This window comes from Pseudomonas sp. A2, assembly GCF_023100865.1.
In the GTDB taxonomy this organism is placed as follows: domain Bacteria; phylum Pseudomonadota; class Gammaproteobacteria; order Pseudomonadales; family Pseudomonadaceae; genus Aquipseudomonas; species Aquipseudomonas asiatica.
In genome coordinates, this window is the sequence record NZ_CP039127.1 from 2,340,322 (window position 1) to 2,365,111 (window position 24,790).

Here is a 24,790-nt window from a genome sequence, read left to right on the forward strand (position 1 = left end):
AAGGCGCCGATGGCCAGGGCTAACAGGACGCGCCCGCCCTTCATTGCGCGTGTGCCTGTCTTGGGGTGGGCTCCGTCAGTTGGGCTTTTTTCTCATGGAATTGTGGCAATACGTATTCGGCAATTTCGCGCAGGGTTTCGTCCAGCGGCCGCACGTTACGAGGCAAACACCTCGAACACCTGGGCGGCATCGCCGAACGACGGGTCGTACAGCGGCACATCGCGGACCCACAGGGCGCGGTAGCCCAGGCGATCGGCCAGTTGTGCCAGTTCTGCGTGGCGGGCCAGGTCCGGCTCGCCGAACTGGCGGCCATCGCGGCGCCGCGCCTGGTCGCCGGCGGGCGTCCAGTCGTGGTCCAGCGGTGCTTCCAGGCCGATGCTGAAGCCGCCAGCGGTCAGGCGTTCGAGGGGCGTGGTCATGGTATCAATCCCAGATTGGCGCCAGGCCGTCAGGGCTGACTTCACGGCCGTTGCGCTCGAGCTTGGCGATGCGTGCCATGTCGTCAGCGTCCAGCTTCAGGTCACGGGCGAGCAGGTTGCTGGCCAGGTTTTCCCGCTTGGTCGACGACGGAATCACCGCGTAGCCCAGCTGCAAGGCCCAGGCCAGGGCAACCTGGGCCACGGTGGCCTTGTGCTTGGCGGCGATGTCGGCCAGTACCGGGTCTTTCAGCACCTTGCCGTAGGCCAGGGTCATGTACGAGGTGACGGTGATGCCTTGCTCCTTGAGGAACGCGGTCAGCTTGCCGTTCTGCAGGTAGGGGCTGAGTTCGATCTGGTTGGTGGCGATCTCGCCTTCGCCGACCACTTCGATGGCCTGGCGGGTCAGTTCGATGTTGAAGTTGGATACACCGATCTGGCGGGTCAGGCCCAGCTTCTTGGCTTCGGCCAGGGCGGCCATGTACTCGGGCAGCTCAACGCCGTTGCCTGGGGCTGGCCAGTGGATCAGCAGCAGGTCGACGTAGTCGGTGCCCAGTTTTTGCAGGCTGTCGCGCAGGCTGGGGACCAGCTTGTCGGCGGCGTAGTTTTCGACCCAGATCTTGGTGGTGATGAACAGCTCGCCGCGCTTGACGCCGCTTTCGGCGATGGCCTGGCCGACGTCGGCTTCGTTCTTGTAGATCTGCGCGGTGTCGATGACGCGGTAGCCAAGTTCCAGGGCCGACTTGACCGAATCGATGACGGCTTGGCCGGTTAGGCGAAAGGTGCCGAGGCCGAAGGATGGAACGCTCATGGATCTGCTCCTGGTGAGTGAGGGGGTGAGCCGAATCGAGCTTGGTCGCTCGGGTTCGATCGCTCTTCGTGTGGGGGAGCAGTGTGCGGCTTTGAGGGGGATTGATTAAGGTGGGGCGGGGCCAAGGTCATTTGACCGGGAGGCAAGAATAGGTCGCTGTGCCGTGACTGTTGCTGGGGGAATGCAGGATAAACCTGTACCGGCCTCTTCGCGGGTGAACCCGCTCCCACAGGGACCGCGCCGCATTCAAGAACGGTGCAGTACCTGTGGGAGCGGGTTCACCCGCGAAGAGGCCGGTACAGGAAAATGAAACGGCCCGCCATATAGGCGGGCCGTCTGGCATTGCAAGGTGACGATCAGCGCCGGCGGAACAGCGGCAGCGGCTCGTCGGTGGCAGCCTGGTAGGTCACCGAGAAGTCCTTCAGGCTTTGCAGCGCGTCTTCCGGGTCCTTGTCGGCACGGATGGCGAACGCGTCAAAGCCGCAACGGGCCATGAAGAACAGCTGGTCGCGCAGCACGTCGCCAATGGCGCGCAGCTCGCCCTTGAACTTGTAGCGGTCACGCAGCAGGCGCGCATTGGAGTAGTTGCGCCCGTCGGTGAACGCCGGGAAGTTCAGTGCGATGACCTGGAAGTGCTGCACGTCTTCGCCGATTTCTTCGGCTTCTTCGTCACTGTCCAGCCATATGCCCAGCCCGCCGTCACGGGCTTTGAGCGCATGGGCATGGTCGCGCCACATCTGCAGCGGGACGATGTAGTCGTCGCAGTTGGTCAGCTCGTCAAAGGACGTTTCCTTGGGCAGCAGATGCCAGGTTTCGTCGACGATCTGGTTGTTCTTAATGATTCGCTGCATAGACGCGTTCCTTGAAGGGGTCGATGCCGATACGCTGGTAGGTGTCGATGAAACGCTCTTCCTCGGTACGTTGCTCGACGTACACGGCGATCAGCTTCTCGATCACATCGGCCATGTCATCCTGGGCGAAGGACGGGCCGAGGATCTTGCCAAGGCTCGCGCCACGCGCGGCATTGCCGCCCAGCGACACCTGGTAGAACTCCTCACCCTTCTTGTCCACGCCGAGGATGCCGATATGGCCCACGTGGTGGTGGCCGCAGGCGTTCATGCAGCCGGAGATGTTCAGGTCGATCTCGCCGATATCGAACAGGTAGTCCAGGTCGTCGAAGCGGCGCTGGATGGATTCGGCGATCGGGATCGACTTGGCGTTGGCCAGCGAGCAGTAGTCACCGCCCGGGCAGCAGATGATGTCGGTCAGCAGGCCGATGTTCGGCGTGGCGAAGCCGTTTTCACGCAATTCCAGCCACAGGGCATGCAACTGACGCTGCTCGACGTCGGCAAGAATGATGTTCTGCTCGTGCGAGGTGCGCAGGAAACCGAAGCTGTAGCGCTCTGCCAGGTCGGCCACGGCGTCCAGCTGCTTGTCGGTGATATCGCCAGGTGCAACGCCGGTGGGCTTCAGCGACAGGGTCACGGCCACGTAGCCCGGGCGCTTGTGGGCGCGGGTGTTGCGCGAGCGCCAACGGGCGAAGCCTGGGTACTCGGCGTCCTGCGCGGCGTAGTCGACGTTGTCCAGGGCCAGGTAGGCCGGGTCGACGAAGTGGCGCGATACACGCTGCACTTCGGCTTCGGTCAGGGTGGTGCTGCCGCCGCGCAGGTGGACCATTTCGGCCTCGACCTTCTCGGCGAACACTTCCGGGGTAAGGGCCTTGACCAGGATCTTGATCCGCGCCTTGTACTTGTTGTCACGGCGACCGTAACGGTTGTACACGCGCAGGATGGCGTCGAGGTAGCTGATCAGGTCCTGCCACGGCAGGAACTCGTTGATGAACGAGCCCACCACCGGGGTACGGCCCAGGCCGCCACCGACCAGTACCCGGAAGCCCAGCTCGCCAGCGGCATTGCGCACCGGCTCCAGGCCGATGTCGTGCACTTCGATGGCGGCGCGGTCTTCCTGCGAGCCGTTGATGGCAATCTTGAACTTGCGCGGCAGGTAGGCGAATTCCGGGTGGAAGGTGGTCCACTGACGGACGATTTCGCACCACGGGCGCGGATCGACGATTTCGTCTGCGGCCACACCGGCGAACTGGTCGGTGGTGGTGTTGCGCAGGCAGTTGCCGCTGGTCTGGATCGCGTGCATCTGCACGGTGGCCAGTTCGGCGAGGATGTCCGGGATGTCCTCCAGGGCCGGCCAGTTGAACTGCACGTTCTGGCGGGTGGAGATGTGGGCGTAGCCCTTGTCGTAGTCGCGGGCGATCCTGGCCAGGGTGCGGACCTGGGTGGCGTTCAGCTGGCCGTACGGCACGGCGACGCGCAGCATCGGCGCGAAACGTTGGATGTAAAGGCCGTTCTGCAGGCGCAGAGGGCGGAATTCTTCTTCGCTCAGCTCACCGGCCAGATAGCGGCGGGTCTGATCACGGAACTGCTTGACGCGGTCCTCGATGATCCGCTGATCGTACTCGTCGTATACGTACATAAAAGTCCTGTCTCAGGCATGCAGCTATTCGCGCGCACGGCCGCGCACTCCGCTTCGGAGCCGGGGAACGATAGCAGGTTGCGTTTATGCGCTAAAGTGATGTTTTTGCATATGAAAAGAACCAAATGGACTATGTGAGACTGACTGCCATTTGTGCGCTGGGCGTGGCTTGGCGTTTATAATCCGGCGTTTGCTTCGCAGGGATGTCAGCCCATGCTCAAGGCGTTGTGCCAAAGCTTGTGTCTTGCCTTGCCGCTGGCGGCAAGTGCGCAACCGGCTTCGGTGGTTTTCCTCAACCCGGGGCTGTCCACCGAAACGTTCTGGACCAGTTATACCCGCTTCATGCAGGCCGCTGCAGACGATCTGGGCATGACCCTGCACGTGGAATACAGCGAACGCCGCGCCGACCTGGCGCTGACCCAGGCCAGGGCGATCCTGGGCGGACCGCAGCGGCCGGATTACCTGGTCCTGGTCAATGAGCGGTACGTGGCGCCGGAGATCATCCGCCTGTCGCGTGGCACCGGCGTCAAACTGTTCCTGGTCAACAACGGCCTGACTGCCAGCCAGGCCCGTAGCATCGAGGCCCAGCCGGACAAGTATGCCGAGCTGCTGGGCACCTTGACGGCCAACGACGAGCAAGCGGGTTTTGAGATGTTGCACCAGATGGTCGCGCAATTGCCCCGCGACAGTGGGCCGGTGGACCTGCTGGCGTTTGCCGGGGTCAAGACCACCCCGGCCTCGCAGCTGCGCGAGGAGGGCATGCGCCGCGCCCTGGCCGACTTCCCCCAGGTGCGCCTGCGCCAGGTGGTATATGGTGGTTGGAGCCGCCAGCGCGCCTACGAGCAGGCGCAGCAACTGGTGGAGCGCTACCCGGCCACCCGCCTGGTATGGTCGGCCAACGACGAAATGGCCTTTGGTGCCATGCAGGCGTTCGAGGAGGCAGGGCGCAAGCCGGGGCGCGATGTGCTGTTCAGCGCCATCAACAGCTCGCCCGAGGCCCTGCATGCCCGTATCGACGGGCGTCTTAGCGTGCTGATGGGCGGGCATTTCACCCTCGGCGGCTGGGCCATGGTGATGCTGCACGATGATGCCCAGAGACTGACGGTGAACCGCGACGGCCTGCGCGAGCATCGCATCCCGGTGTTGCAGTCGATTGACCAGGCCAAGGCAACCCGTTGGCTGAAACTACTGGAACGGCCCGACTACGGTATCGATTTCCAGCATTACAGTGCCGAAGGGCGGCCGCCCGACTACCAGTACCCATTTCTGACATCACCGATCAATTATTGAAAGACCCTGCTTGAGGGAAGGGCATTGCTCGTCTTAACTGCTGGTGGTGAAGTGCATTCCCATAACCACTACAAGAGGCAATGCAATGGGAAACTCAACCAAGGTCCGCAAAGCTGACAGCAGCGTCGATGCCTGGGCGATCCTCTGCCTGATCGTTCTGGTGGTGGTCACTGCCGTGTATTGGGTCAGCCACCAGTAGACTTGTATTCAAGACCGTGATGCAGCCAGAGCGCCTGCGGGAGGGAGTCCCGCAGGCGTTCTTGCTAGCGCGCAAGGTGCAGGGCCAATTGCACCAGGCCGATCAGTACGGCAATGAACACCAGGGTGAACAGCGTCCCCAGCGCAATGAAATGGCTGGCCTTGCCGTGGGTGAAGTCGCGGGCGCGGTTCTTGCCGCTTTGCACGCCGAAGGCGGCAGCGAGGATGCTGTGCAGCATCTGCCAGAAGGTAGGGGGCTTGCCCTGGCTGGAATCGTCCATGGTGGCTCCTGAGGAAATCAGAGGCAATCAGGGACAGTGTAGGTGGCTATTGGGGCTGCTGTGCAGCCCATCGCGACACAAGGCCGCTCCTACAAGGGATTGCATTCTCCTGTAGGAGCGGCCTTGTGTCGCGATGGGCCGCAAAGCGGCCCCAAGGGTCTTAGCTGTCGTAACCCAGGTTAGGCGCCAACCAGCGCTCGCTGACACTCACATCCTGGCCCTTGCGCGCGCTGTAGCGCTCGATCTGGTCCTTGTCGACCTTGCCCACCGCAAAGTACTGCGCCTGCGGGTGGGCAAAGTACCAGCCGCTGACCGCCGCTGCCGGGAACATCGCAAAGTGGTCGGTAAGGAACACGCCGCTCGGCCCGGTCTCACCGATGGCAGTGCCATCAAGCAGGCGGAACAGGGTTTCCTTCTCTGTGTGGTCCGGGCAGGCCGGGTAGCCGGGGGCCGGGCGGATGCCGCGGTACTGCTCCTTGATCAGCGCCTCGTTGTCGAGGTGTTCGTCGCGGGCATAACCCCAGTGCTCTTTACGCACCTGCTCGTGCAGCCATTCGGCACAGGCCTCGGCCAGGCGGTCGGCCAGGGCCTTGACCATGATCGAACTGTAGTCGTCGCCCTTGTCCTGGTAGGCCTTGGCCACTTCCTCGGCACCGATGCCGGCGGTAGTGATGAAACCGCCCACGTAGTCGGTAACGCCACTGGCCTTCGGCGCGACGAAGTCGGCCAGCGACCAGTTGGGCTTGCCGTCCGGCTTGATGGTCTGCTGGCGCAGGTGGTGCAGGGTAGCCAGGGCCTGGCCGTCCTCGCCGTACACTTCGATATCGTCATCGGCCACCTGGTTGGCCGGCCAGAAGCCGAACACCGCGCGGGCGCTGATGAGTTTTTCGTCGATCAGTTTGTCGAGCATCTCGCGGGCATCCTTGTACAGCGCCGTCGCCGCTTCGCCGACCACTTCGTCGGTGAGGATGCGCGGGAACTTGCCGGCCAGGTCCCAGGAGATGAAGAACGGGGTCCAGTCGATGTACTCGGCCAGCGTGCGCAGGTCGATGTCTTCCAGCACCTTGACGCCGGTGAAGGAGGGCACCGCTGGCTGGTAGCCAGCCCAGTCGTACTGCGGCTTGGCGGCGATCGCCTGGGCGTAGCTCAGGCGCTCGGTGCGGGCACTGCGGTTGGCGGTGCGCTCGCGTACTTCTTCGTATTCCTGGCGGGTCTTCTCGACGAAGCCGGCTTTCAGCTCCTTGGACAGCAACTGGGTGGCAACACCGACCGCGCGCGAGGCGTCGGTGACGTAGACCACGGCGTCGTTGCTGTACTTGGGCTCGATCTTGACTGCGGTGTGCGCCTTGGAGGTGGTGGCGCCGCCGATCATCAGCGGCAACTGGAAGCCCTGGCGCTGCATTTCGCGGGCCACGTGGACCATCTCGTCCAGCGACGGCGTGATCAGGCCGGACAGGCCGATGATGTCGCACTTCTCGTCGCGGGCGGTTTGCAGGATCTTCTCGGCCGGCACCATCACGCCGAGGTCGACGATGTCGTAGCCGTTGCAGCCCAGCACCACGCCGACGATGTTCTTGCCGATGTCGTGCACGTCGCCTTTTACCGTGGCCATCAGGATCTTGCCCTTGGCTTCCGGCTTGTCGCCTTTCTCGGCTTCGATGAACGGAATCAGGTGCGCTACCGCCTGTTTCATCACGCGGGCCGACTTGACCACCTGGGGCAGGAACATCTTGCCCGCGCCGAACAGGTCGCCGACCACGTTCATGCCATTCATCAGCGGGCCTTCGATCACTTCGATCGGGCGGGCGCACTGCTGGCGGCATTCCTCGGTGTCTTCGACGATGAACGCGGTAATGCCCTTGACCAGCGCGTGCTCCAGGCGTTTTTCCACCGGCAGCGAGCGCCACTCTTCGTTTTCCACTTCCCTGGTTGCGCCGCCGCCCTTGTAGTCGTCGGCAATGGCCAGCAGTGCGTCGGTGCCATGCGGGGTGCGGTTGAGCACCACGTCCTCGACCTTTTCACGCAGGGCAGGCGGGATCTCGTCATAGATCTCCAGCTGGCCAGCGTTGACGATACCCATGGTCAGGCCGTTCTGGATCGCGTGGTACAGGAACACCGAGTGGATGGCTTCCCGCACCGGGTTGTTGCCACGGAACGAGAACGACACGTTGGACACACCGCCCGAGCTCAGGGCGTGCGGCAGGTGGTCGCGGATGTAGGCGCAGGCCTCGATGAAATCGACGGCGTAGTTGTTGTGCTCTTCGATGCCGGTGGCGACGGCGAAGATGTTCGGGTCGAAGATGATGTCTTCCGGCGGGAAGCCCACTTCATTGACCAGGATGTCGTAACTGCGTTGGCAGATCTCTTTCTTGCGCGCGGCCGTGTCGGCCTGGCCGACCTCGTCAAAGGCCATCACCACTACGGCAGCGCCATAGCGCTTGCACAGGCGGGCGTGGTGCTTGAACTGCTCGACGCCTTCCTTCATGGAAATGGAGTTGACGATGCCCTTGCCCTGAATGCACTTGAGGCCCGCTTCGATCACTTCCCACTTGGACGAGTCGATCATGATCGGCACGCGCGAGATGTCCGGCTCGCCGGCGATCAGGTTGAGGAAGCGGACCATGGCGGCCTGGGAGTCGAGCATCCCTTCGTCCATGTTGATGTCGATCACCTGGGCGCCGGCCTCCACCTGCTGCAGGGCGACTTCCAGGGCTTCGGTGTAGTTCTCTTCACGGATCAGTCGGGCGAACTTGGCAGAGCCCGTGATGTTGGTGCGCTCGCCGACGTTGACGAACAGCGACTGGCGGTCGATGGTGAACGGCTCCAGGCCCGACAGGCGGCAGGCCTTGGCGATTTCCGGAATCTCGCGCGGCTTGTACTTGGCCACGGCCTCGGCAATGGCCTGGATGTGGCCCGGCGTGGTGCCGCAGCAGCCGCCGATGATGTTGAGGAAGCCGCTGGCGGCGAATTCCTCGACCACCACGGCCATTTCGGCCGGGGTTTCGTCGTATTCACCAAAGGCGTTTGGCAGGCCGGCGTTGGGGTGGGCCGAGACATGGGTGTCGGCCTTGGTCGCCAGCTCTTCCAGGTACGGGCGCAGGTCCTTGGCGCCGAGGGCGCAGTTCAGGCCCACGGAAATCGGCTTGGCGTGGCGTACCGAGTTCCAGAACGCTTCGGTGGTCTGGCCCGACAGGGTACGGCCCGAGGCGTCGGTGATGGTGCCGGAGATCATGATCGGCAGTTCGATGCCGTCTTCCTCGAACACCTGCTGCACGGCGAAGATCGCCGCCTTGGCGTTGAGGGTGTCGAAGATGGTCTCGATCAGCAGCAGGTCGGCGCCGCCCTCGATCAGGCCGCGGGTGGCCTCGATGTAGTTCGTTACCAGCTCATCGAAAGTGACGTTGCGGTAGCCTGGGTCGTTGACGTCCGGTGAAATCGAGCAGGTGCGGCTGGTAGGGCCGAGCACGCCAGCGACGAAGCGCGGCTTGTGCGGGGTTTCCAGGGTCTTGGCATCGGCCACCTGGCGGGCGATGCGCGCGCCCTCGACGTTCAGCTCGTAGACCAGCGATTCCATGCCGTAGTCGGCCTGGGAAATCTGCGTGGCGTTGAAGGTGTTGGTTTCGAGGATATCGGCGCCGGCATCCAGGTAGGCCTTTTCGATGGCGGCGATCACATCCGGGCGGCTGAGCAGCAACAGGTCGTTGTTACCTTTGACATCGCTTGGCCAATCGGCGAAACGCGTGCCACGATAGTCGTGTTCCTCGAGCCGGTAGCTTTGGATCATAGTACCCATGCCGCCGTCGAGGATCAGGATGCGCTCCTTGAGTGCGTTCTGGAGTGCTTGGAGACGAGCGCTGCGGTCGGACATAGGAACTACCTGGTCGGGCGAATTTCAGAAGGTGCAGAATCATAACAAAGCTGCGCGGTTTTTAGGCGCATCGCCCATTTGCATGAAAATGGCTCATGTTGGGTGGGCGTCGGCAAAGCAGGGCACCCAAGGACGACCAGGCAACAAATCGTGATGGCTTTCAATACCCAGGACTTTCCGCACATGGTGCATCGTATTCTTGCCGGCGTTTTCGCCCTGCTCATCTGCAGTGTGGCGTTCGGGCAAGCCCCCCAGTCGAGCCCGGCTATTTCCTACACCCGGGACATTCAACCGATCTTCACCGAGAAATGCGTGGCCTGCCACGCCTGCAACGACGCCGCCTGCCAGCTGAAGCTGGAAAGCCCCGAAGGCGCGGTACGCGGCGCCACCAAGGTGCCGGTGTATCAGGGCGAGCGCAGCAAGGCAGTGCCCACCACGCGGCTGTTCTACGATGCCCACAGCGAGGGCGAGTGGCGCAAGAAGGGCTTTTACTCCGTGCTCGACAACCAGGGCAGCCAGGCCGCGCTGATGGCGCGCATGCTCGAGCTGGGGCACAAGACCCCGCTCACGCCCAATGCCAAGCTGCCCGAGGAAATCGTCCTGGGCCTGAACCGCAACAACATGTGCCCGTTGCCGCAAGAGTTCGATGCCTATGCCGGTGCCCATCCCAAGGAAGGCATGCCGCTGGCGGTGACCGGCCTGACTGACAAGGAATACGACACCATGCGCCGCTGGTTGGCCGCCGGTGCACCGGTCGAGTACCAGCCGATCAAGCCAAGCGCGGCCGAAGCCAAGCAGATTGCCGACTGGGAAGAGCTGCTCAACCGCCCGGGTTCCACCGAGGCGCTGGTCGGCCGCTGGCTGTACGAGCACCTGTTCCTGGCGCACATCTATTTCGTTGGTGGCGAGCAGGGCCACTTCTTCCAGTGGGTGCGTTCGCGTACACCGAGCGGTCAGCCGGTCGACCTGATCGCCACGCGCCGCCCCAACGACCCGCCGGGCACCGACTTCTACTACCGGTTGATCCCGGTGCAGGGCGTGATCGTGCACAAGACGCACATCACCTATCCGATGGGGCCGCAGAAGCTCAAGCGGGTCAAGCAACTGTTCTACGCCGGCGACTGGCATGCCACTGCGCTGCCAGGCTACGGCCCGCGCCACCGGGCCAACCCGTTCGAAACCTTCGAAGCGATCCCGGCAGTGGCGCGCTACCAGTTCATGCTGGATAACGCCGAGTACTTCGTGCGCACCTTCATCCGTGGCCCGGTATGCCGTGGGCAGATTGCCACCGACGTGATCCGCGACAACTTCTGGGCGTTGTTCCAGGAGCCGGCCCACGACCGCTACATCACCGATGCCAAGTACCGTGGCGAGGCCACACCGCTGCTGGCCATGCCTGGGCAGATCGATGACGTGGGCAGCGTGCTGAGCCTGTGGCACGCCTACCGTGACAAGCGCAACGAGTACGAAAAACTGCGCCGCGAAGCCTATGCCGACATGCCGGCCCCGGGCTGGGCGACGCTATGGGCCGGTAACGACAACGCGTTGCTGAGCATTTTCCGCCACTTCGACAGCGCCTCGGTGACCAAGGGCCTGATCGGTGATGTGCCGCTGACCGTGTGGCTGTTCGACTACCCATTGTTCGAGCGCACCTATTACCAGCTGGCGGTCAACTTCGATGTGTTCGGCAACGTCTCGCACCAGTTGCAGACGCGCCTGTACTTCGACCTGATCCGCAACGGCGCCGAGGTCAACTTCCTGCGCCTGATGCCGGCCGACCAGCGCAAGGCGATCCTCGGCGACTGGTACCAGAACAGCGGCAAGGTAAAGATGTGGATGGATTATGAAGACATCGACACCGACACCCCGAGCGGCATCCAGCTCGACCCGCGCAACCCCAAGCGCGACTTCGGCCTGAAGCTTCTGCAGCGTACCGGCAGCCTGAATGCCGCGCCTGACCCCATCAACCGCTGCCAGGGCGCGTTCTGTTCACGGCCGCAGGTCAGCGAAGAGTTCCGCAATGCCGAGCAGTCGCTCAGCCGCCTGGTGTCGCGCCCGGCTGCCGGGTTGAAGGTGATCAACCAGCTGCCCGAGGCAACCATGCTACGCATCGAAGGGCAGGGCGGCCAGCGCCAGGTGTACAGCCTGCTGCGCAACCGTGCGCACAGCAACGTGGCGTTCCTGCTGGGCGAGGCGTACCGCTACCAGCCGGGGCTGGATACCCTGACCCTGTACCCGGGCGTGCTCAGCAGCTACCCCAACTTCATCTTCAACATCCCCACCAGGGATGTGCCCGAGTTCGTCGAGGACATGGAGTATGCGAAAGATGACCCGGCCAGGTTCGAGCGCATCGTCATGCGCTGGGGTGTGCGTCGCAGTCACCCAGAGTTCTGGCGCTACTTCCATGACCTGAACAGCTTCATCAAGGAGACCGAACCGGTCGAGGCGGGAGTGCTGGACATGAACCGCTACGAGAACCTCTGATCGGTTGGGCTGACCTTTCCGATTACCCTGCGGTCGGACTTGCTGGGTGGTCCTGATCGATTGCAAGGGGGCTGCTTTGCAGCCCTTCGCGGGTAAACCCGCTCCCACAGGTATGGCACCGCTCTCGAGGTCAGCGCTAACCCTGTGGGAGCGGGTTTACCCGCGAACGAGCGCGTAGCGCTCGCCCCTGCATTCGAGCCTGGGCCTCAATGCACCGGCAACTGCAGGGTTCTCCATGCTGTATTCGCTTCAGGCACTGCGGGCGTTCGCCGCCTGGGTGGTGGTCTGCCACCATTTCATGCAGATCTTCTTCGACTTCCAAGCCTCCGGCCCCATCGGCCAACTGCTCACCGACCGCGGCGCCGCAGGCGTCGACATCTTCTTCGTCATAAGCGGGCTGGTCATCTACCTGTCGACCCGCGACAAGGCCATCGAGCCCCGCCAGTTCCTGCTCAACCGGGCGCTGCGTATCGTTCCGGCCTACTGGTTCTACACGGCGCTGATGGCAACCCTGCTGTTGGCCTTCAGCCAATGGATGCCGCACCAGGCATTCACCTGGCACCACCTGCTGCTGTCGCTGCTGTTCATCCCGGCGGAAAACCCCGGTGGCTACGGCTTGTACCCGACCCTGAACGTGGGCTGGACGCTGAACTTCGAGATGTTCTTCTATCTGCTGTTCGGCCTGGCCTTTCTGGTGCGCCAGCGTCATCACCAGCTGCTGGTCACCGCCGCGCTGCTGCTGGCCAGCGAGATACTGGGCGGGCTGGGCGTGCTCAGCCGCTTCTACAGCAACGACATCATCTACGAATTCCTGCTCGGCATCGGCCTGGGCGTGCTGCACCGTCGCGGGCTGATTCACCAGGGCCGCTGGCTGCCGTTGGCATTGCTGGCGGTGGCAGGCCTTGCCATCTACCATCTGGACGCTTCGCGGCGCTTGCTGCACTGGGGCGTGCCGAGCGCAATGATCGTGCTGGCCTTCGTCGCCCTGGAGCCGGTGTTCCGCGGCAACCGGGTGCTCAAGGCGCTGGGCGACTGTTCGTATTCGGTGTACCTGGTCCATGTGCTGGTGCTGTACGCCGGCTGGTTCGCCAGCCAGCGCCTGCAGTTGAACCCGTACCTGGTGTTTGCCCTGTGCGTGCCGTCCATTGGACTAATGTCGTGGTTCAGCTACCAGTGGCTGGAGCGCGGCCTGTACCGGCGCATGCAGGCCTGGCTGGCGGCGCCACGGGGGCGGGCCCCTGAATATGCGCTTTCCCGAGTCAAATACTAGGACTTTGTTCGAAGGCCGGGTTGGCGTACACTTGGCCGCAAGTCTGTGAGGAACCTACATGAGCGCTATAACCATTACCGACGCCGCCCATGACTACCTGGCCGATCTGCTCTCCAAGCAGAACACGCCTGGCATCGGCATTCGCATTTTCATCACCCAGCCGGGCACCCAGTACGCCGAAACCTGCATCGCCTACTGCAAGCCGGGCGAAGAGAAGCCTGACGACACCGCCGTGGGTCTGAAGAGCTTCACCGCTTACCTGGACGCGGTCAGCGTGCCGTTCCTGGAAGACGCGCTGGTCGACTATGCCACCGACCGCATGGGTGGCCAGCTGACCATCAAGGCGCCGAATGCCAAGGTGCCGATGGTCAACGAAGACAGCCCGATCAACGAGCGCATCAACTATTACCTGCAGACCGAGATCAACCCCGGCCTGGCCAGCCACGGCGGCCAGGTGAGCCTGGTGGATGTGGTCGACGACGGTATTGCCGTGCTGCAGTTCGGTGGTGGTTGCCAAGGTTGTGGCCAGGCCGACGTGACCCTGAAGGAAGGCATCGAGCGCACCCTGCTCGAGCGTATCCCCGAGCTAAAGGGCGTGCGTGACGTGACTGACCACAGTCAGAAAGAGAACGCCTACTACTGAGGATGACGCGCTCCTACAGGGATCGCGTTGAACACACTCCCTTAGCAACAAAGTGTTACTGTTTCAACCCCTGCGACAACAGGCCGCAGCCCGTATTCAAAGGGCTGCAGCCGATCCTTGCCTTCGTCGGGTAGAACCCCTCGGGGTGTCGTGCCAGAATGCCCCGGTTTTTCGACCGGCCCGTCCCGAGGGCCGGCACCTTCCCTGTAAAGGATGGTTTCATGAATGATCTATATACCCGGCGCGCAGTTGTCGCCGGGATGGGCGTTCTCGGGCTTGGCCTGCTCGCAGGCTGCAGCCCGGCCCGGGGGCTCGAGTTCAAGTACGGCAAGAACATGAGCAACGAAATCCTTGGGCGCAAGTTCAGCCTCAAGGACACCCAAGGCAATGTGCGCACCCTATCGAGTTTCTACGGCAGCATGCCGATGATCTTCTTCGGCTTCACCCAGTGCCCGGCCGTGTGCCCGACCACCCTGGCGCGCGCGGCGCAAATCCGCAAGCTGCTGCGCGGCCGCGATCGCGACCTGTTCCAGGTGGTGTTGATTACCCTGGACCCGGAGCGCGACACCCCCGAAGTGCTCGACGCCTACGTGAAGGCGTTCGACCCGTCGTTCACCGCGCTGACCGGCACCCCCGAGGAAATCGCCGCGGTGGCCAAGGAATTCAAGGTGTTCTACGAGAAAGTCCCGGCCGGTGATACCTATACCGTCTCTCACTCGTCCACCAGCTACGTCTACGATACGCGTGGCACCCTGCGCCTGAGCCTGGGCCATTCCCTGACCGCCCAGGAATGCGCCGAAGACCTGGTCACCCTGATGGAGATCTGCTGAATGTCGATGCAACCGATCAAGCACGGCCTGGCTGCCCTGGTCCTGATGGGCCTGGCGCTGCCGGCCCTGGCCCAGACCACCGTAAGTGACGCCTGGGTGCGGGCGACCGTGCCGCACCAGCAGTCCACCGGTGCCTTCATGACCCTGACCGCCAGCAGCGACAGCAAGCTGGTGGGCGTGGCTTCGCCTGTGGCCAAGACTGTGCAGGTGCACGAGATGACCATGAACGGTGATGTGATGGGCATGCGTGAGGTCAAGGCGGTCGAGTTGCCGGCCGGCAAGGCGGTGACCCTCGACCCGAACAGCCTGCATGTGATGCTGATGGGCCTGAACAACCAGGTGAAGGAAGGCGAGAAAGTGCCGCTGACCCTGACCATCGAAGATGCCAAGGGGGCCAAGGAAACCCTGGACGTGCAGGCCGAAGTGCGTGCGCTCAACGCCGAGGCGGGCGGTGGGCATGATCACATGCACATGAAGCACTGATCAGGCTGAACCCTTTGGGGGCTGCCAGGCAGCCCCCGGTTCAATCAGCTGCGAAACTTGGGCAGCGGTCTGTCCAGGGTCAGCGAGGTCAGGGTCTTGCGGACCTGGGCCTCATCAGCCTCCAGAGCCTTGAGGCTTGCGCGGATCTTGCCGGCGGCGGGCACGTCGCCCTGCCGGTCGATCCAGTCGGCTATCTCCTTGCAGGCACTGCTCAGGCAGGCTTGGCGCTGGTTCATCAGCGACAGGAGGGTGGTGAGCTCTCTTTCGGACATGGCAGGATCCTCCATTCAGCCTTGTCAGTGTAGCAGTGGCTGGCTGGCCTGCCTGAGGCCGGCTGTCGCAGCTCAGCCTTGCAGGCAGGCGCTGCGATAAGCCCCTGGCGTTACCCCGTAAGCCTGCTTGAACTGCCGGCTCAAATGGCTCTGGTCGGCAAAGCCCAGGTCGAACGCCACGTCCGAGGCAGCCCAGCCACGCTTGAGCATTTCCCGCGCACGGGCCAGGCGCCGCTGTTTCAACCAGGCATGTGGCGGCAGGCCGGTGGCCTGGCGGAACACCCGGGCGAAGTGGAACGGTGACAGGTTGACCGCCGCCGCCAGAGCTTCGAGCGAGGGTGGGTCGGCCAGTTGGCTTTCCAGCAGCTCACGGGCGCGGGCCACTGCCAGCGGTTCGTGGCCAGGGGCGGCAGGTTCGGCGCATTGCCCGTGCCGTTGCACCAGGGCCAGCACCGCCTGGCGCCAGGCGGTCTGCTGCTGCAGGGCACTGGCGCCGGCTTCGGACAGCTGGTGCAACTGGCTGAAGGCAAGCGCCAGGGCCGGGTCGTGGATCACGCTGTCCTTGAAGCTGGGCATGCCATGGCGGCCCAGTTCCAGTTCGTCGAGCACCCCGGTTACCCGTTCATGTTCCGGGTAGAACCCACGGTAGCGCCAGCCCGCTTCGTGGGCGGTGGCCCCGGTGTGCAGCTCGTCGGGGTTGATCAGCACCATGCTGCCGACCGGCGCCAGGTGCTCGCTGCCGCGATGCCAGAAGCGCTGGGCGCCCGACTCGATCACGGTGAACACATAGCCTTCATGCACATGCGGTGCGAAGCGCTGCTGGAAATAGCGCGCGTGCAGCATCTCGACGTCGCCCAGTGCCGGCGCCTGCCAGAGGTGTGTCTGTTCGCGCAGGGGCGTGCTCATGCCAGCCAGCTGCGCAAGAGGAAGAAGATCAACATGCTCACCAGCATGCTCAGCAACACGCTGCGGGTCAACAGCACCAGGGCGATGGCCACCAGCGAACCCAGCAGGTAAGGGTTGAGCAGGCTCAGGTCCAGCTGGTGCTCGGGCATGAAGATGATCGGGCCGCATATCGCGGTGAGCATGCCTGGCACGGCGAAGCCGAGGAACTGCCTGGCGTTGGAGCTCAGGCGCAAGGGCAGGCGCGGCTCCAGGAACGCATAGCGGTTGAGGAACACGATGGCGCCCATGGCAAGAATCAGGACCCAGGTCATGCGCGGGCTCCGGTGAATTTCTGGCAGACGAAACCGGCGCTCATGCCCAGCAGGCCTGCGGCCACCAAGGCGGTTTCCCAGTGCCAGTAGCTGAACAGCACCGAACAGAACAGCGACACTGCCACGCATACAAGTGTGGCCAGGTTGCGCACCAGCGGCGCGATCAGGGCGACGAAGGTGGCGACGATGGAAAAGTCCAGGCCGAGCTGGTCCAGGTGCGGAATGTTCTGCCCCAGCAGGATGCCGGCCAGGGTGAACAGGTTCCAGGCGACGTAGAAGGTCAGGCCCACGCCCAGGGCGTACCAGCGGTTGAACTGCTGCTGGTCGTACTGGCTGGTCAGGGCGAAGAACTCGTCGGTGAGCAGGAAGCCCAGGCCCAGGCGCCAGCGCAGCGGCTGGCTGGACAGCACCGGGCGCATCGTCAGGCCATACAGCAGGTGCTGCGAGGTCAGCAGCAGGGTAGTCAACAGGATCGACGCGAGGTTGGCGCCGCCCTTGAGCATGCCGATCGCCACCAGTTGCGCGGCACCGGCGAAGACGATGGCCGAAAGCCCTTGCCCCTCCCAGGCGCTGAGATTGGCCTCGATGGCCATGGAGCCAGCCAGCAGGCCCCAGGGGGCAACGGCCAGGGACAACGGGAGAATGGCGATGGCGCCGTGGAGAAAGGCTTGGCGGGCGATGTGGGGCATGGTGGCTGCAGTGCGTGTACGTGGCAGGCCAGCATGCCAGACGGGGCGGGGGATGGCTTGAACGATCTTGCTATGCCTGGGCACGGTCCCTTGTAGGAGCGGCCTTGTGTCGCGATGGGGCGCGCAGCGGCCCCGGCAATATCTGCGGCGAAGCTGAAATCCTGGGGCCGCTGCGCGCCCCATCGCGACACAAGGCCGCTCCTACACGGAAACCGTGTCCGTGTTACGGATGGCTGGTCAGGTGCTGCTGCGCCGTCACGCAGCCGTTGGTGTCCACGGCCTTCTGCAGCAGGCTCTGGCGGTGCTGCGGGTCCAGGTCGCCGAGCAGGCGGTATACCTCGGCCTGGTAGTCACGCTGGCGCCCCCACTGCATTTCCAGGCCTTGTGGCCGGTTGCGGTTGCAGGCCAGGTGCGTGGCCGGTTGCGGGTAGTAGGGCGCATACACGGTGGCCATGTTGGGGATGGCCTCCAGCGCAGTACGGTACTCGCTGCTGGCGTTGTAGGGAGGGCACCAGGTGGCGATGGCCGGCGCCGGTGCGGCAAAGCCCTGCCTGAGGCTGGCTTCGAGCAACGGGCAGGCGGCATCCGGGATTTGCGCGGCGGGCAGGTAGGTCATGTAGTACAGCGCCAGGCGGTACTGTGCGACCGGGTGGCCCAGCTCCACGGACTTTTTCAGCAAGGCGACCGCGGTCGGCAGGGTGTGGGCCATGGCCTGGCCCTGGCGGCTGAGCTCCGGGTCGCCGCCGACGGTCGTACGCAGCGTGCTGGCGCCGTCGTCCTGGTTGTCGGCCTGCTCCAGCAGGGGCAAGGCCTGGCGGTAGAGCAGGTCGGCATGAGGGTCGATGCGCACTTCCAGCGAGTGCGCAGCCAGTGGCATCAGGGCGATCAACAGTGGGGGCAAGCGAAGCATGCGGCTCACTGGCAAGCCCCAAGGGGTGCCGGGTACTGATGGATGGCTTCGATGTTCATGGCGGTCAAGCGTGCGCCTCGGGCAGATCGGAACGACGGCCTATTCTAGCCACCCAAGGGGCCTGGCCGAAAGACCACCCGGCAATTCTCAGACGAGCTTGATCGGCGTGACCTTGCGCTGGGCATGTTTTTCCTGGGCCAGGCCAAGCTTGGCGGTAATGACCTTGGCAAGGGCATTGTTGCCCAGGTCGTTCAGATGCAGGCGGTCGATGAACAGGTCGGCGCCGAACACCGGCGAGCTGCTGAGCATGCAATTCATGTCGTAGCAAGGCACCGGGTCGGCCTGGCTCTTGATGCGGCGGAAGAAGGCCGAGTGCAACTGGCTGTCGAATGCGCCGTCCAGCAGCCGGTCGAAATTCGCCGGTTGCCGCTGCAGCGCATTCAGCATTGCCTCCTCGCCAGCGGGCAGGCTATCCCGGCACCAAGGCAGCAACGGCTGCAGGATGAAGGTGAGGGTGGAATGGCTGTCTGCCAGCAGACGGTCCCATTGGCGCAAGGTCCGGCCAATGTTGTCGGCGGCTCGGGTGAGGCGCTTTTCCGGAGGCGACAGCGACCAGGTGGCAGGTGTCACGACCGGGGGCGTGGCCAACGCCTGACCGATGCGCCGCCACAGCGATTGCCGGCGTGGCGTTGTCGTGGGCTGTATGCCTTCGCTGAAACTGTTGAGAAAGTCCTGATAGGCCTTGGCTTGCCGCGGGTCGTTCAGGCTGGCGAGGACTTCGCAGAGGGCTTCGTGGGCCAGGGTGTTGAGGCCGCTTAGCACCACCACATGGCCAAGCTGGCCAAGGCGGTGCTGGTGGGTCAGGAACATCAGCAGCTCCTGGCTCGCATTGAGCCCGCAGCCGGCCAGGCTCAGCCAGACTTCGCCAGTAAGCATCGACAGGTGCGAGGCCACCGTGTGTTCGTCGGAGCTTGCTCCGATGCCCAGCGCGGCGGAACCGCCGACCAGCAGGTTGATGCGTGATGCACCACCGCGTTCGGCTACCGAAAAACGCTTGCCGGCGCAATGGCTGTAACGCAGGCCCAGGGCATCGGTATTGATGGTGCCGGAGCGGTAGCCGGTTTCGTGCACATGCACGGTGTGCGGTGCACGCCGGCTGCCCAGCAGCAGAAAGCGCTGGTAGTCCTGTTGCAACGGCGAAGGTGAAGGGCACGTGTCAATCGCAGTCATGGGTTCTCCTTCTCTCGCAGCGGGCACCATGCATCACATTCAGGCCGCCAGCTCCCTGACGTTGTACAGCAGGCCGCCGGCGGCAATCAGCAGCAGGGCGACCCCCGATGCCAGGCTGATCATGCGGTTGCTGCGTTGCGAGGCGATCTTGCCGATGGCGAAGATGTAAAGGCTGAGCACGGCAAAATCGATGGCCACCCACAGCAACGACAGCACCACCATGCTCTTGCCGAACGACTCGGTGATCTGGATGAACTGCGGGAAGAAGGCGATGAAGAAGATGATGTCCTTCGGGTTGGAAATGCCTACCATGAAACCTTGCAGCAGCCCGCCGCGGCCAGGCTTGGCGAGCTCGCCCGGTGCCTCGGCTGCCGGAGCGTGCAGGGCGTCCCGCAGCGTGCCGACGGCGATGTAGCCGATGAACAGGCAGCCCAGCAGGCTCATGGCGCTGAGCCAGGCCTTGTCGATGGCGGCGCTGGTGAGAATGATCCAGGCCGCTGCGCCGATCAGCACCAGTGATGCCCAGTTGGTGCCGACAGCGGTGAACATGGCCTTGCGTGAGCCGGAGGCGGCCGCGGTGTTGACGATCAGTGCCACCACCGGGCCGGGGGTGGCGATCAGTAGCAGGACAGTCAGGGCGTAGGTAGCGGTGAGTGCGGTATTCACGGTCAGGTCTCGATCAGTATGTCGGGTGTTGCCGGCTGTACGGCATGGGCGTGGAACGGGCAGCGGGACGGGTTGAGCGACCCTGCCTCCTGCAGTTGGTACTGCTTCCACTCGTAGTTGTCGGCATCGCCGAAGAAGCCAAGGGTGTCGGGCATGACGCCGTCGTTGTAGTGGTGCACGCGCTCGCGGATGCGTTCGCGGATACGATGGCCGCTTTCGGTGTTGACGTTGGCCACTTCGTCGAAGTTCGCCCGCGGGTTGATGACGAAGGTGATGTGTGGCCCCAGGTTGCGGCTTTTCATCTGCTGGTGGCCGGGGAAGTTCATGTTGATGAACAGCGGCATGCCGGCAAAGCAGAACGACCAGGCATTGTCGTCGGGGTCGGTCGGGATGCCCTGCGGCCAGGGATGCGGGTCGCGCGCGTGCACGCCACGCAACACCTTCCAGGCCAGCGCCTGTTGCTCGGCCAGGGTGTAGTCGGCGGCAGTTTCGAGAAACACCACCAGTGGGCTGCCGATACGCTGCTTGGGTGGGATGGGGGCGACGGTGCGTACGTAGTCGGCCAGGCCCATGGCGATGTCATCGGCCAGTTGCCCGGCGCGGGCGAAGAGGATGTGGCAAGTTGCGCCATTTACCGCCTTGCGGCCGAACAGGCAGGGAAACTCGGGGTTGGCGAGGACACTGCGAAAATGTTCTACGGCTTTGTAGGTCCAATGTCGCGTGTTGCGCACATGGTCAGCGGCCAGCTCTAGCGCATCCAGGCGATAGCAAGTTCCATAACCCGTCGACATGATTTCCCCAGGCGTAAATTTGATGAACGTTCAAGTCACATGCAGGCAGGATCTTGGTTATGTTTATTATTTACCTGCATTTTCCGAGACGTCCTTGACGTTGTAAAACGCGTGGAACTATGACCTACTATTAGTCTTACTCATGCTCGGGGCGTCGCCATGTCGGAACGGATTCAGGCTTTGCACGCGCTGCGTGCCTTCGAGGTAGCCTCTCGCTATGGCTCATTTACCCGTGCCGCGGAAGAGCTGGCCCTGACCCAGGGCGCCGTCAGCCACCACATCAAGACCCTCGAAGCCATGTTCGGCTGCGACCTGTTCGAACGCCGCGGGCCGAAGCTGGCCCTGACCGAGCACGGCCGCCTGCTGGCGCAGGAACTCAAGGTTGGCTTCAAGATCATCGAAAATGCCTGCGCCCTGCTGCGCCAGGACCGCTACGGCCTGCGTCTGAAGGCACCGTCCACGCTGACCGTGCGCTGGCTGCTGCGTGCGCTGGATGCGTTCAAGAAGACCGAGGACAACTGCAGCGTGCAGCTGTCCAGCGTGTGGATGGACATCGACAGCGTGGACTTCTATTCCGAGCCCTACGACTGTGCGATTCTCCTGGCCAACGGGCGTTTTCCCGCCGATATCGAGAGTTTCAAGCTGTTCGATGAATGGCTGATCCCGGTGTGCCACCCGGATTACATGGCCGAGGCGCAACCGGACCTTGCCGATCTGGCCCAGTGCGAATTCCTGCACCCGTCCCCTGACCGGCGAGACTGGCGGCGCTGGCTGGCTCGCATGGACGCGCTGGACATCAGCATCGACCACGGGCAAGTGTTCGATACCCTCGACCAGGGCATCTCGGCTGCCCAGCAAGGCCTGGGTATATCGGTGGTCGACCTGGTGCTGGCCAGTGCCGACCTGCTGGCCGGGCGCCTGGTTACGCCGTTCAAGCACGCGGTGGCCACCGGCGACGGCTATTACATGACCTGGCTCAAGGCCAGCCCCAAGGCGCGGCAGATGCACAAGCTGCGCGAGTTCCTGCTTGGCCAGGTGCCACCGCTGCCCTGCAAGGACATCAATTACCTGTACGGTTGAACACGCGTTCGAGCAAGCGCCCGGCCGCCGGCAAGCGCCCGGCGGTGGAGTGGTTTGTGGCGGGGGTGTTTGTCTTGAGGGATTCAGCGCCTGGGAGATCGAGCGCCGCCCGCGCGGCGCTTCGCAGCACAAGGCTGCTCCTACATCTTTTTCGGGCCAGTTATTCCTGTGGCAAAGGCGCGCGGCCACTTGGTGTCCACCTCGATATCATGCCGGGCAAACAAGGCGGTCGCGTGCATTGGGGCAGGCGTAATTGGCCCGAAACAGATGTAGGAGCAGCCTTGTGCTGCGAAGCGCCGCGCGGGCGGCGCTCGATCCCACAGGCGCTGAAAATATTGCGACAAACACCGGCTGGCCCCAACAAAATGCGCTGCGACGGTGCGTCAGCGGTAGAATCCCGCAATCAGCACAACAAACGATTCAGAGGTCGACGCGGTGGAGTTGCAGCAGGGCTTTGTCCTGACCCGACATTGGCATGACACGCCCGAAGGCACCTGCGTGGAATTCTGGCTGGCCACCGACCAGGGGCCACGGCAGCTGCGCCTGGCGCCACAGGTATCGGTGGCATTCATTCCCCAGGCGCAGGAAGCGCACGCGCGGGTGCTGCTGGCCAACGAAGCCGGTGTCGAGTTGCGGCCGCTGCAGCTGAAAGACTTTGACCAGCGCCCGGTGCTGGGCCTGTACTGCCGCCAGCACCGGCAACTGATGCAGCTGGAGCAACGCCTGCGCACCGCCGGTATCGATGTGTTCGAAGCCGATATTCGCCCGCCCGAGCGCTACCTGATGGAGCGCTTCATCACTGCCCCGGTGCAGTTCACTGGCCAACCGGATGCCCAGAGTGTGTTCTGCGATGCCCAGCTAAAGCCCTTGACGGGTTATCGGCCGCCGCTGCGCCTGGTGTCGCTGGACATCGAGACCAGCGAGCGGGGCGAGCTGTACAGCATTGCCCTGGAAGGCTGTGGCCAGCGCCAGGTGTACATGCTCGGGCCGGCCAATGGCACGGCTGATGGCCTGGACTTCGACCTGCACTACTGCACCGACCGCGCCGACATGTTGGCCTGCCTCAACCAGTGGATGGCCAGACACGACCCCGATGCAATCATCGGTTGGAACCTGATCCAGTTCGACCTGCGCCTGCTGCATGAGCACGCCAAGCTGCTGCAGGTCCCGCTGGCACTGGGGCGCAATGGCGCACCGATGACCTTGCGCAGCCATGCCGGTGGTGGCCACGTGTTCGCCGATGCCCCGGGGCGGCTGCTGATCGATGGCATCGAGGCGCTGCGCTCGGCGACCTGGAGCTTCCCGTCGTTCAGCCTTGAAAGTGTCGCCCAGACGTTGCTCGGTGAGGGCAAGGCCATCGATACGCCGTACCAGCGCATGGATGAAATCAACCGCCGCTTCGCCGAGGACAAGCCGGCGCTGGCGCGCTACAACCTCAAGGATTGCGAGCTGGTGACGCGCATTTTCGCCCACACCCGCCTGCTCGAATTCCTGCTGGAGCGGGCCTCGGTCACCGGCCTTGCGGTGGACCGCAGCGGTGGCTCGGTGGCTGCGTTCTGCCACTTGTACATTCCGCAGATGCACCGCCTTGGCTTTGTTGCGCCCAACCTCGGTAGCCGCCCCGACGAAGCCAGCCCCGGTGGCTTCGTCATGGATTCGCGCCCGGGCCTTTACGACTCGGTGTTGGTGCTGGACTACAAGAGCCTGTACCCGTCGATCATTCGTACCTTCCTGATCGACCCGGTGGGGCTGGTCGAAGGCTTGCGCCTGCCCGACGATGAACACTCGGTGGAAGGCTTCCGCGGTGGGCGTTTTTCCCGTAGCGAGCATTGCCTGCCGGCCATCGTCGAGCGGGTATGGCAGGGCCGGGAAGCGGCCAAGCGCGAGGGCAACGCGCCGCTGTCGCAGGCGCTGAAGATCATCATGAATGCCTTCTACGGAGTGTTGGGTTCGAGCGGCTGCCGCTTCTTCGACCCGCGCCTGGCTTCGTCGATCACCATGCGCGGCCACCAGATCATGCGCCAGACCCGTGCGTTGATCGAAGCCAGGGGCTATGAGGTGATCTATGGCGATACCGACTCCACTTTCGTCTGGCTCAAGGGCGCCCACGGCGAGGAGGCTGCAGCACGCATCGGCCGTGAGCTGGTGGCCGAGGTCAACCTGTGGTGGCGCGAACACCTGCGCGAGCAGATGAACCTGGAAAGTGCGCTGGAGCTGCAGTTCGAGGTGCATTACCGGCGCTTCCTGATGCCCACCATCCGCGGCACGGACGAGGGCAGCAAGAAGCGCTACGCTGGGCTGGTGCAGCGGGCCGATGGCGGCGAGCAGATGGTCTACAAGGGCCTGGAGTCGGTGCGTACCGACTGGTCGCCGCTGGCCCGGCAGTTCCAGCAAGAGCTGTACGGGCGGATATTCCGTGGCCAGCCATACCGCGATTACGTGCGCGACTATGTGCGGCAGACGCTTGCCGGTGAGCTGGACGAATTGCTGGTATACCGCAAGCGCCTGCGTCGGCCGCTGGCCGACTATCAACGCAACGTGCCGCCGCACGTGCGCGCGGCCCGGCTGGCCGATGACTACAACCGCCACCTTGGCCGCCCGATGCAATACCAGCGTGGCGGCTGGATCAGCTACCTGATGACCACCGCGGGCCCCGAGCCGCTGGAAAACCGGCAGGCGCCCATCGATTACGATCATTACCTGAGCCGCCAACTGCAGCCGGTTGCCGATGCCATTCTGCCGTTCGTTGGCGACAGTTTCGAAGGATTGGCAGGCCAGCAGCTGGTGCTGTTCTGAAGAGGTGGTACCTATCTAGCCTATCGCTTGGCAAGCCTGCGTCTAGTGTCGGGCCTTTGGATCAGCCAGAGGCGCAAC

At 63.8% G+C, this 24,790-nt stretch carries 21 protein-coding genes and 1 pseudogene; 8 read left to right on the plus strand and 14 right to left on the minus strand.

Annotation, left to right across the window (positions count from 1 at the left end; translation table 11 throughout):
• Positions 1-170: 170 nt before the first annotated feature.
• From E5221_RS10935 to E5221_RS10950, 4 genes and pseudogenes are all read right to left on the minus strand, one after another.
• A pseudogene (locus tag E5221_RS10935) lies at positions 171-419 on the minus strand (LLM class flavin-dependent oxidoreductase); the annotation flags it as partial.
• A 4-nt stretch (positions 420-423) separates the two neighbouring features.
• Positions 424-1,227 carry a 2,5-didehydrogluconate reductase DkgB gene (gene dkgB, locus E5221_RS10940; protein WP_015269745.1) on the minus strand — a complete coding sequence of 268 codons (804 nt, stop codon included), beginning with the start codon at positions 1,225-1,227 and terminating at the stop codon, positions 424-426.
• 356 nt (positions 1,228-1,583) lie between these two features.
• Positions 1,584-2,078, minus strand: coding sequence for a DUF934 domain-containing protein (locus E5221_RS10945; protein WP_013971943.1), 495 nt, complete (start codon positions 2,076-2,078; stop codon positions 1,584-1,586).
• Positions 2,062-3,714 (minus strand): nitrite/sulfite reductase, encoded by a 1,653-nt coding sequence (locus tag E5221_RS10950; protein WP_085721263.1) that lies wholly within the window; start codon positions 3,712-3,714, stop codon positions 2,062-2,064. Before E5221_RS10950 ends, E5221_RS10945 begins: the two co-directional genes overlap by 17 nt.
• 213 nt (positions 3,715-3,927) lie before the next feature.
• Between E5221_RS10950 and E5221_RS10955 the strand changes: the two genes are divergently transcribed.
• The gene (locus E5221_RS10955; RefSeq protein ID WP_247847380.1) at positions 3,928-5,004 is read left to right on the plus strand and encodes an ABC transporter substrate-binding protein; all 1,077 of its coding nucleotides are present in this window, start codon (positions 3,928-3,930) and stop codon (positions 5,002-5,004) included.
• A gap of 263 nt (positions 5,005-5,267) precedes the next feature.
• Here E5221_RS10955 and E5221_RS10960 read toward each other — a convergent pair whose 3' ends face one another.
• Both E5221_RS10960 and metH read right to left on the minus strand, forming a co-directional pair.
• A complete protein-coding gene (locus E5221_RS10960; RefSeq protein ID WP_003256398.1) occupies positions 5,268-5,483 on the minus strand; it encodes a DUF2970 domain-containing protein in 216 nt (71 codons plus the stop codon).
• A 160-nt stretch (positions 5,484-5,643) separates the two neighbouring features.
• Positions 5,644-9,351 (minus strand): methionine synthase, encoded by a 3,708-nt coding sequence (gene metH / locus E5221_RS10965; RefSeq protein WP_013971946.1) that lies wholly within the window; start codon positions 9,349-9,351, stop codon positions 5,644-5,646.
• Positions 9,352-9,534: 183 nt separating this feature from the next.
• Between metH and E5221_RS10970 the strand changes: the two genes are divergently transcribed.
• The 5 genes from E5221_RS10970 to E5221_RS10990 all read left to right on the plus strand — a co-directional run bounded on the left by E5221_RS10970 (position 9,535) and on the right by E5221_RS10990 (position 15,061).
• Positions 9,535-11,835 (plus strand): fatty acid cis/trans isomerase, encoded by a 2,301-nt coding sequence (locus E5221_RS10970; protein ID WP_247847734.1) that lies wholly within the window; start codon positions 9,535-9,537, stop codon positions 11,833-11,835.
• A gap of 235 nt (positions 11,836-12,070) precedes the next feature.
• Positions 12,071-13,105 carry an acyltransferase gene (locus E5221_RS10975; protein ID WP_061550516.1) on the plus strand — a complete coding sequence of 345 codons (1,035 nt, stop codon included), beginning with the start codon at positions 12,071-12,073 and terminating at the stop codon, positions 13,103-13,105.
• 58 nt (positions 13,106-13,163) lie between these two features.
• Positions 13,164-13,748, plus strand: a complete 585-nt coding sequence (gene nfuA / locus E5221_RS10980) for a Fe-S biogenesis protein NfuA (protein WP_003250416.1) — start codon at positions 13,164-13,166, stop codon at positions 13,746-13,748.
• A gap of 221 nt (positions 13,749-13,969) precedes the next feature.
• On the plus strand, positions 13,970-14,578 hold the full coding sequence (locus E5221_RS10985) for an SCO family protein (protein WP_024086651.1): 609 nt from the start codon (positions 13,970-13,972) through the stop codon (positions 14,576-14,578).
• Complete coding sequence (locus E5221_RS10990; protein ID WP_013971950.1) at positions 14,579-15,061, plus strand: copper chaperone PCu(A)C; 483 nt, start codon at positions 14,579-14,581, stop codon at positions 15,059-15,061. It abuts the gene before it with no gap.
• Between the two features lie 44 nt (positions 15,062-15,105).
• Here the strand turns inward: E5221_RS10990 and E5221_RS10995 are convergent, their stop codons facing one another.
• From E5221_RS10995 to E5221_RS11030, 8 genes are all read right to left on the minus strand, one after another.
• Positions 15,106-15,333 carry a hypothetical protein gene (locus E5221_RS10995; protein WP_003260451.1) on the minus strand — a complete coding sequence of 76 codons (228 nt, stop codon included), beginning with the start codon at positions 15,331-15,333 and terminating at the stop codon, positions 15,106-15,108.
• A gap of 72 nt (positions 15,334-15,405) precedes the next feature.
• Positions 15,406-16,239: an AraC family transcriptional regulator gene (locus E5221_RS11000; RefSeq protein ID WP_003260449.1), complete on the minus strand. Its 834-nt coding sequence runs from the start codon at positions 16,237-16,239 to the stop codon at positions 15,406-15,408.
• The gene (locus tag E5221_RS11005) at positions 16,236-16,550 is read right to left on the minus strand and encodes an AzlD domain-containing protein (RefSeq protein WP_003260448.1); all 315 of its coding nucleotides are present in this window, start codon (positions 16,548-16,550) and stop codon (positions 16,236-16,238) included. Before E5221_RS11005 ends, E5221_RS11000 begins: the two co-directional genes overlap by 4 nt.
• Positions 16,547-17,239 carry an AzlC family ABC transporter permease gene (locus E5221_RS11010; RefSeq protein WP_025338488.1) on the minus strand — a complete coding sequence of 231 codons (693 nt, stop codon included), beginning with the start codon at positions 17,237-17,239 and terminating at the stop codon, positions 16,547-16,549. Before E5221_RS11010 ends, E5221_RS11005 begins: the two co-directional genes overlap by 4 nt.
• Before the next feature lie 223 nt (positions 17,240-17,462).
• Entirely contained in the window at positions 17,463-18,158 is a 696-nt protein-coding gene (locus tag E5221_RS11015) for a hypothetical protein (RefSeq protein ID WP_013971959.1), read from the minus strand.
• Between the two features lie 138 nt (positions 18,159-18,296).
• Entirely contained in the window at positions 18,297-19,379 is a 1,083-nt protein-coding gene (locus E5221_RS11020; RefSeq protein ID WP_247847383.1) for a hypothetical protein, read from the minus strand.
• A gap of 39 nt (positions 19,380-19,418) precedes the next feature.
• Positions 19,419-20,045, minus strand: coding sequence for a LysE family translocator (locus tag E5221_RS11025; RefSeq protein WP_061550513.1), 627 nt, complete (start codon positions 20,043-20,045; stop codon positions 19,419-19,421).
• Between the two features lie 2 nt (positions 20,046-20,047).
• Positions 20,048-20,836, minus strand: coding sequence for a YqcI/YcgG family protein (locus E5221_RS11030; protein ID WP_015269755.1), 789 nt, complete (start codon positions 20,834-20,836; stop codon positions 20,048-20,050).
• A gap of 159 nt (positions 20,837-20,995) precedes the next feature.
• On the opposite strand from E5221_RS11030, the gene E5221_RS11035 reads away from it, so the two are divergent.
• Together E5221_RS11035 and E5221_RS11040 are read left to right on the plus strand one after the other, a co-directional pair.
• A complete protein-coding gene (locus E5221_RS11035) occupies positions 20,996-21,916 on the plus strand; it encodes a LysR substrate-binding domain-containing protein (protein WP_039614091.1) in 921 nt (306 codons plus the stop codon).
• Between the two features lie 435 nt (positions 21,917-22,351).
• Positions 22,352-24,712, plus strand: coding sequence for a DNA polymerase II (locus E5221_RS11040; RefSeq protein ID WP_247847385.1), 2,361 nt, complete (start codon positions 22,352-22,354; stop codon positions 24,710-24,712).
• Positions 24,713-24,790: the final 78 nt, after the last annotated feature.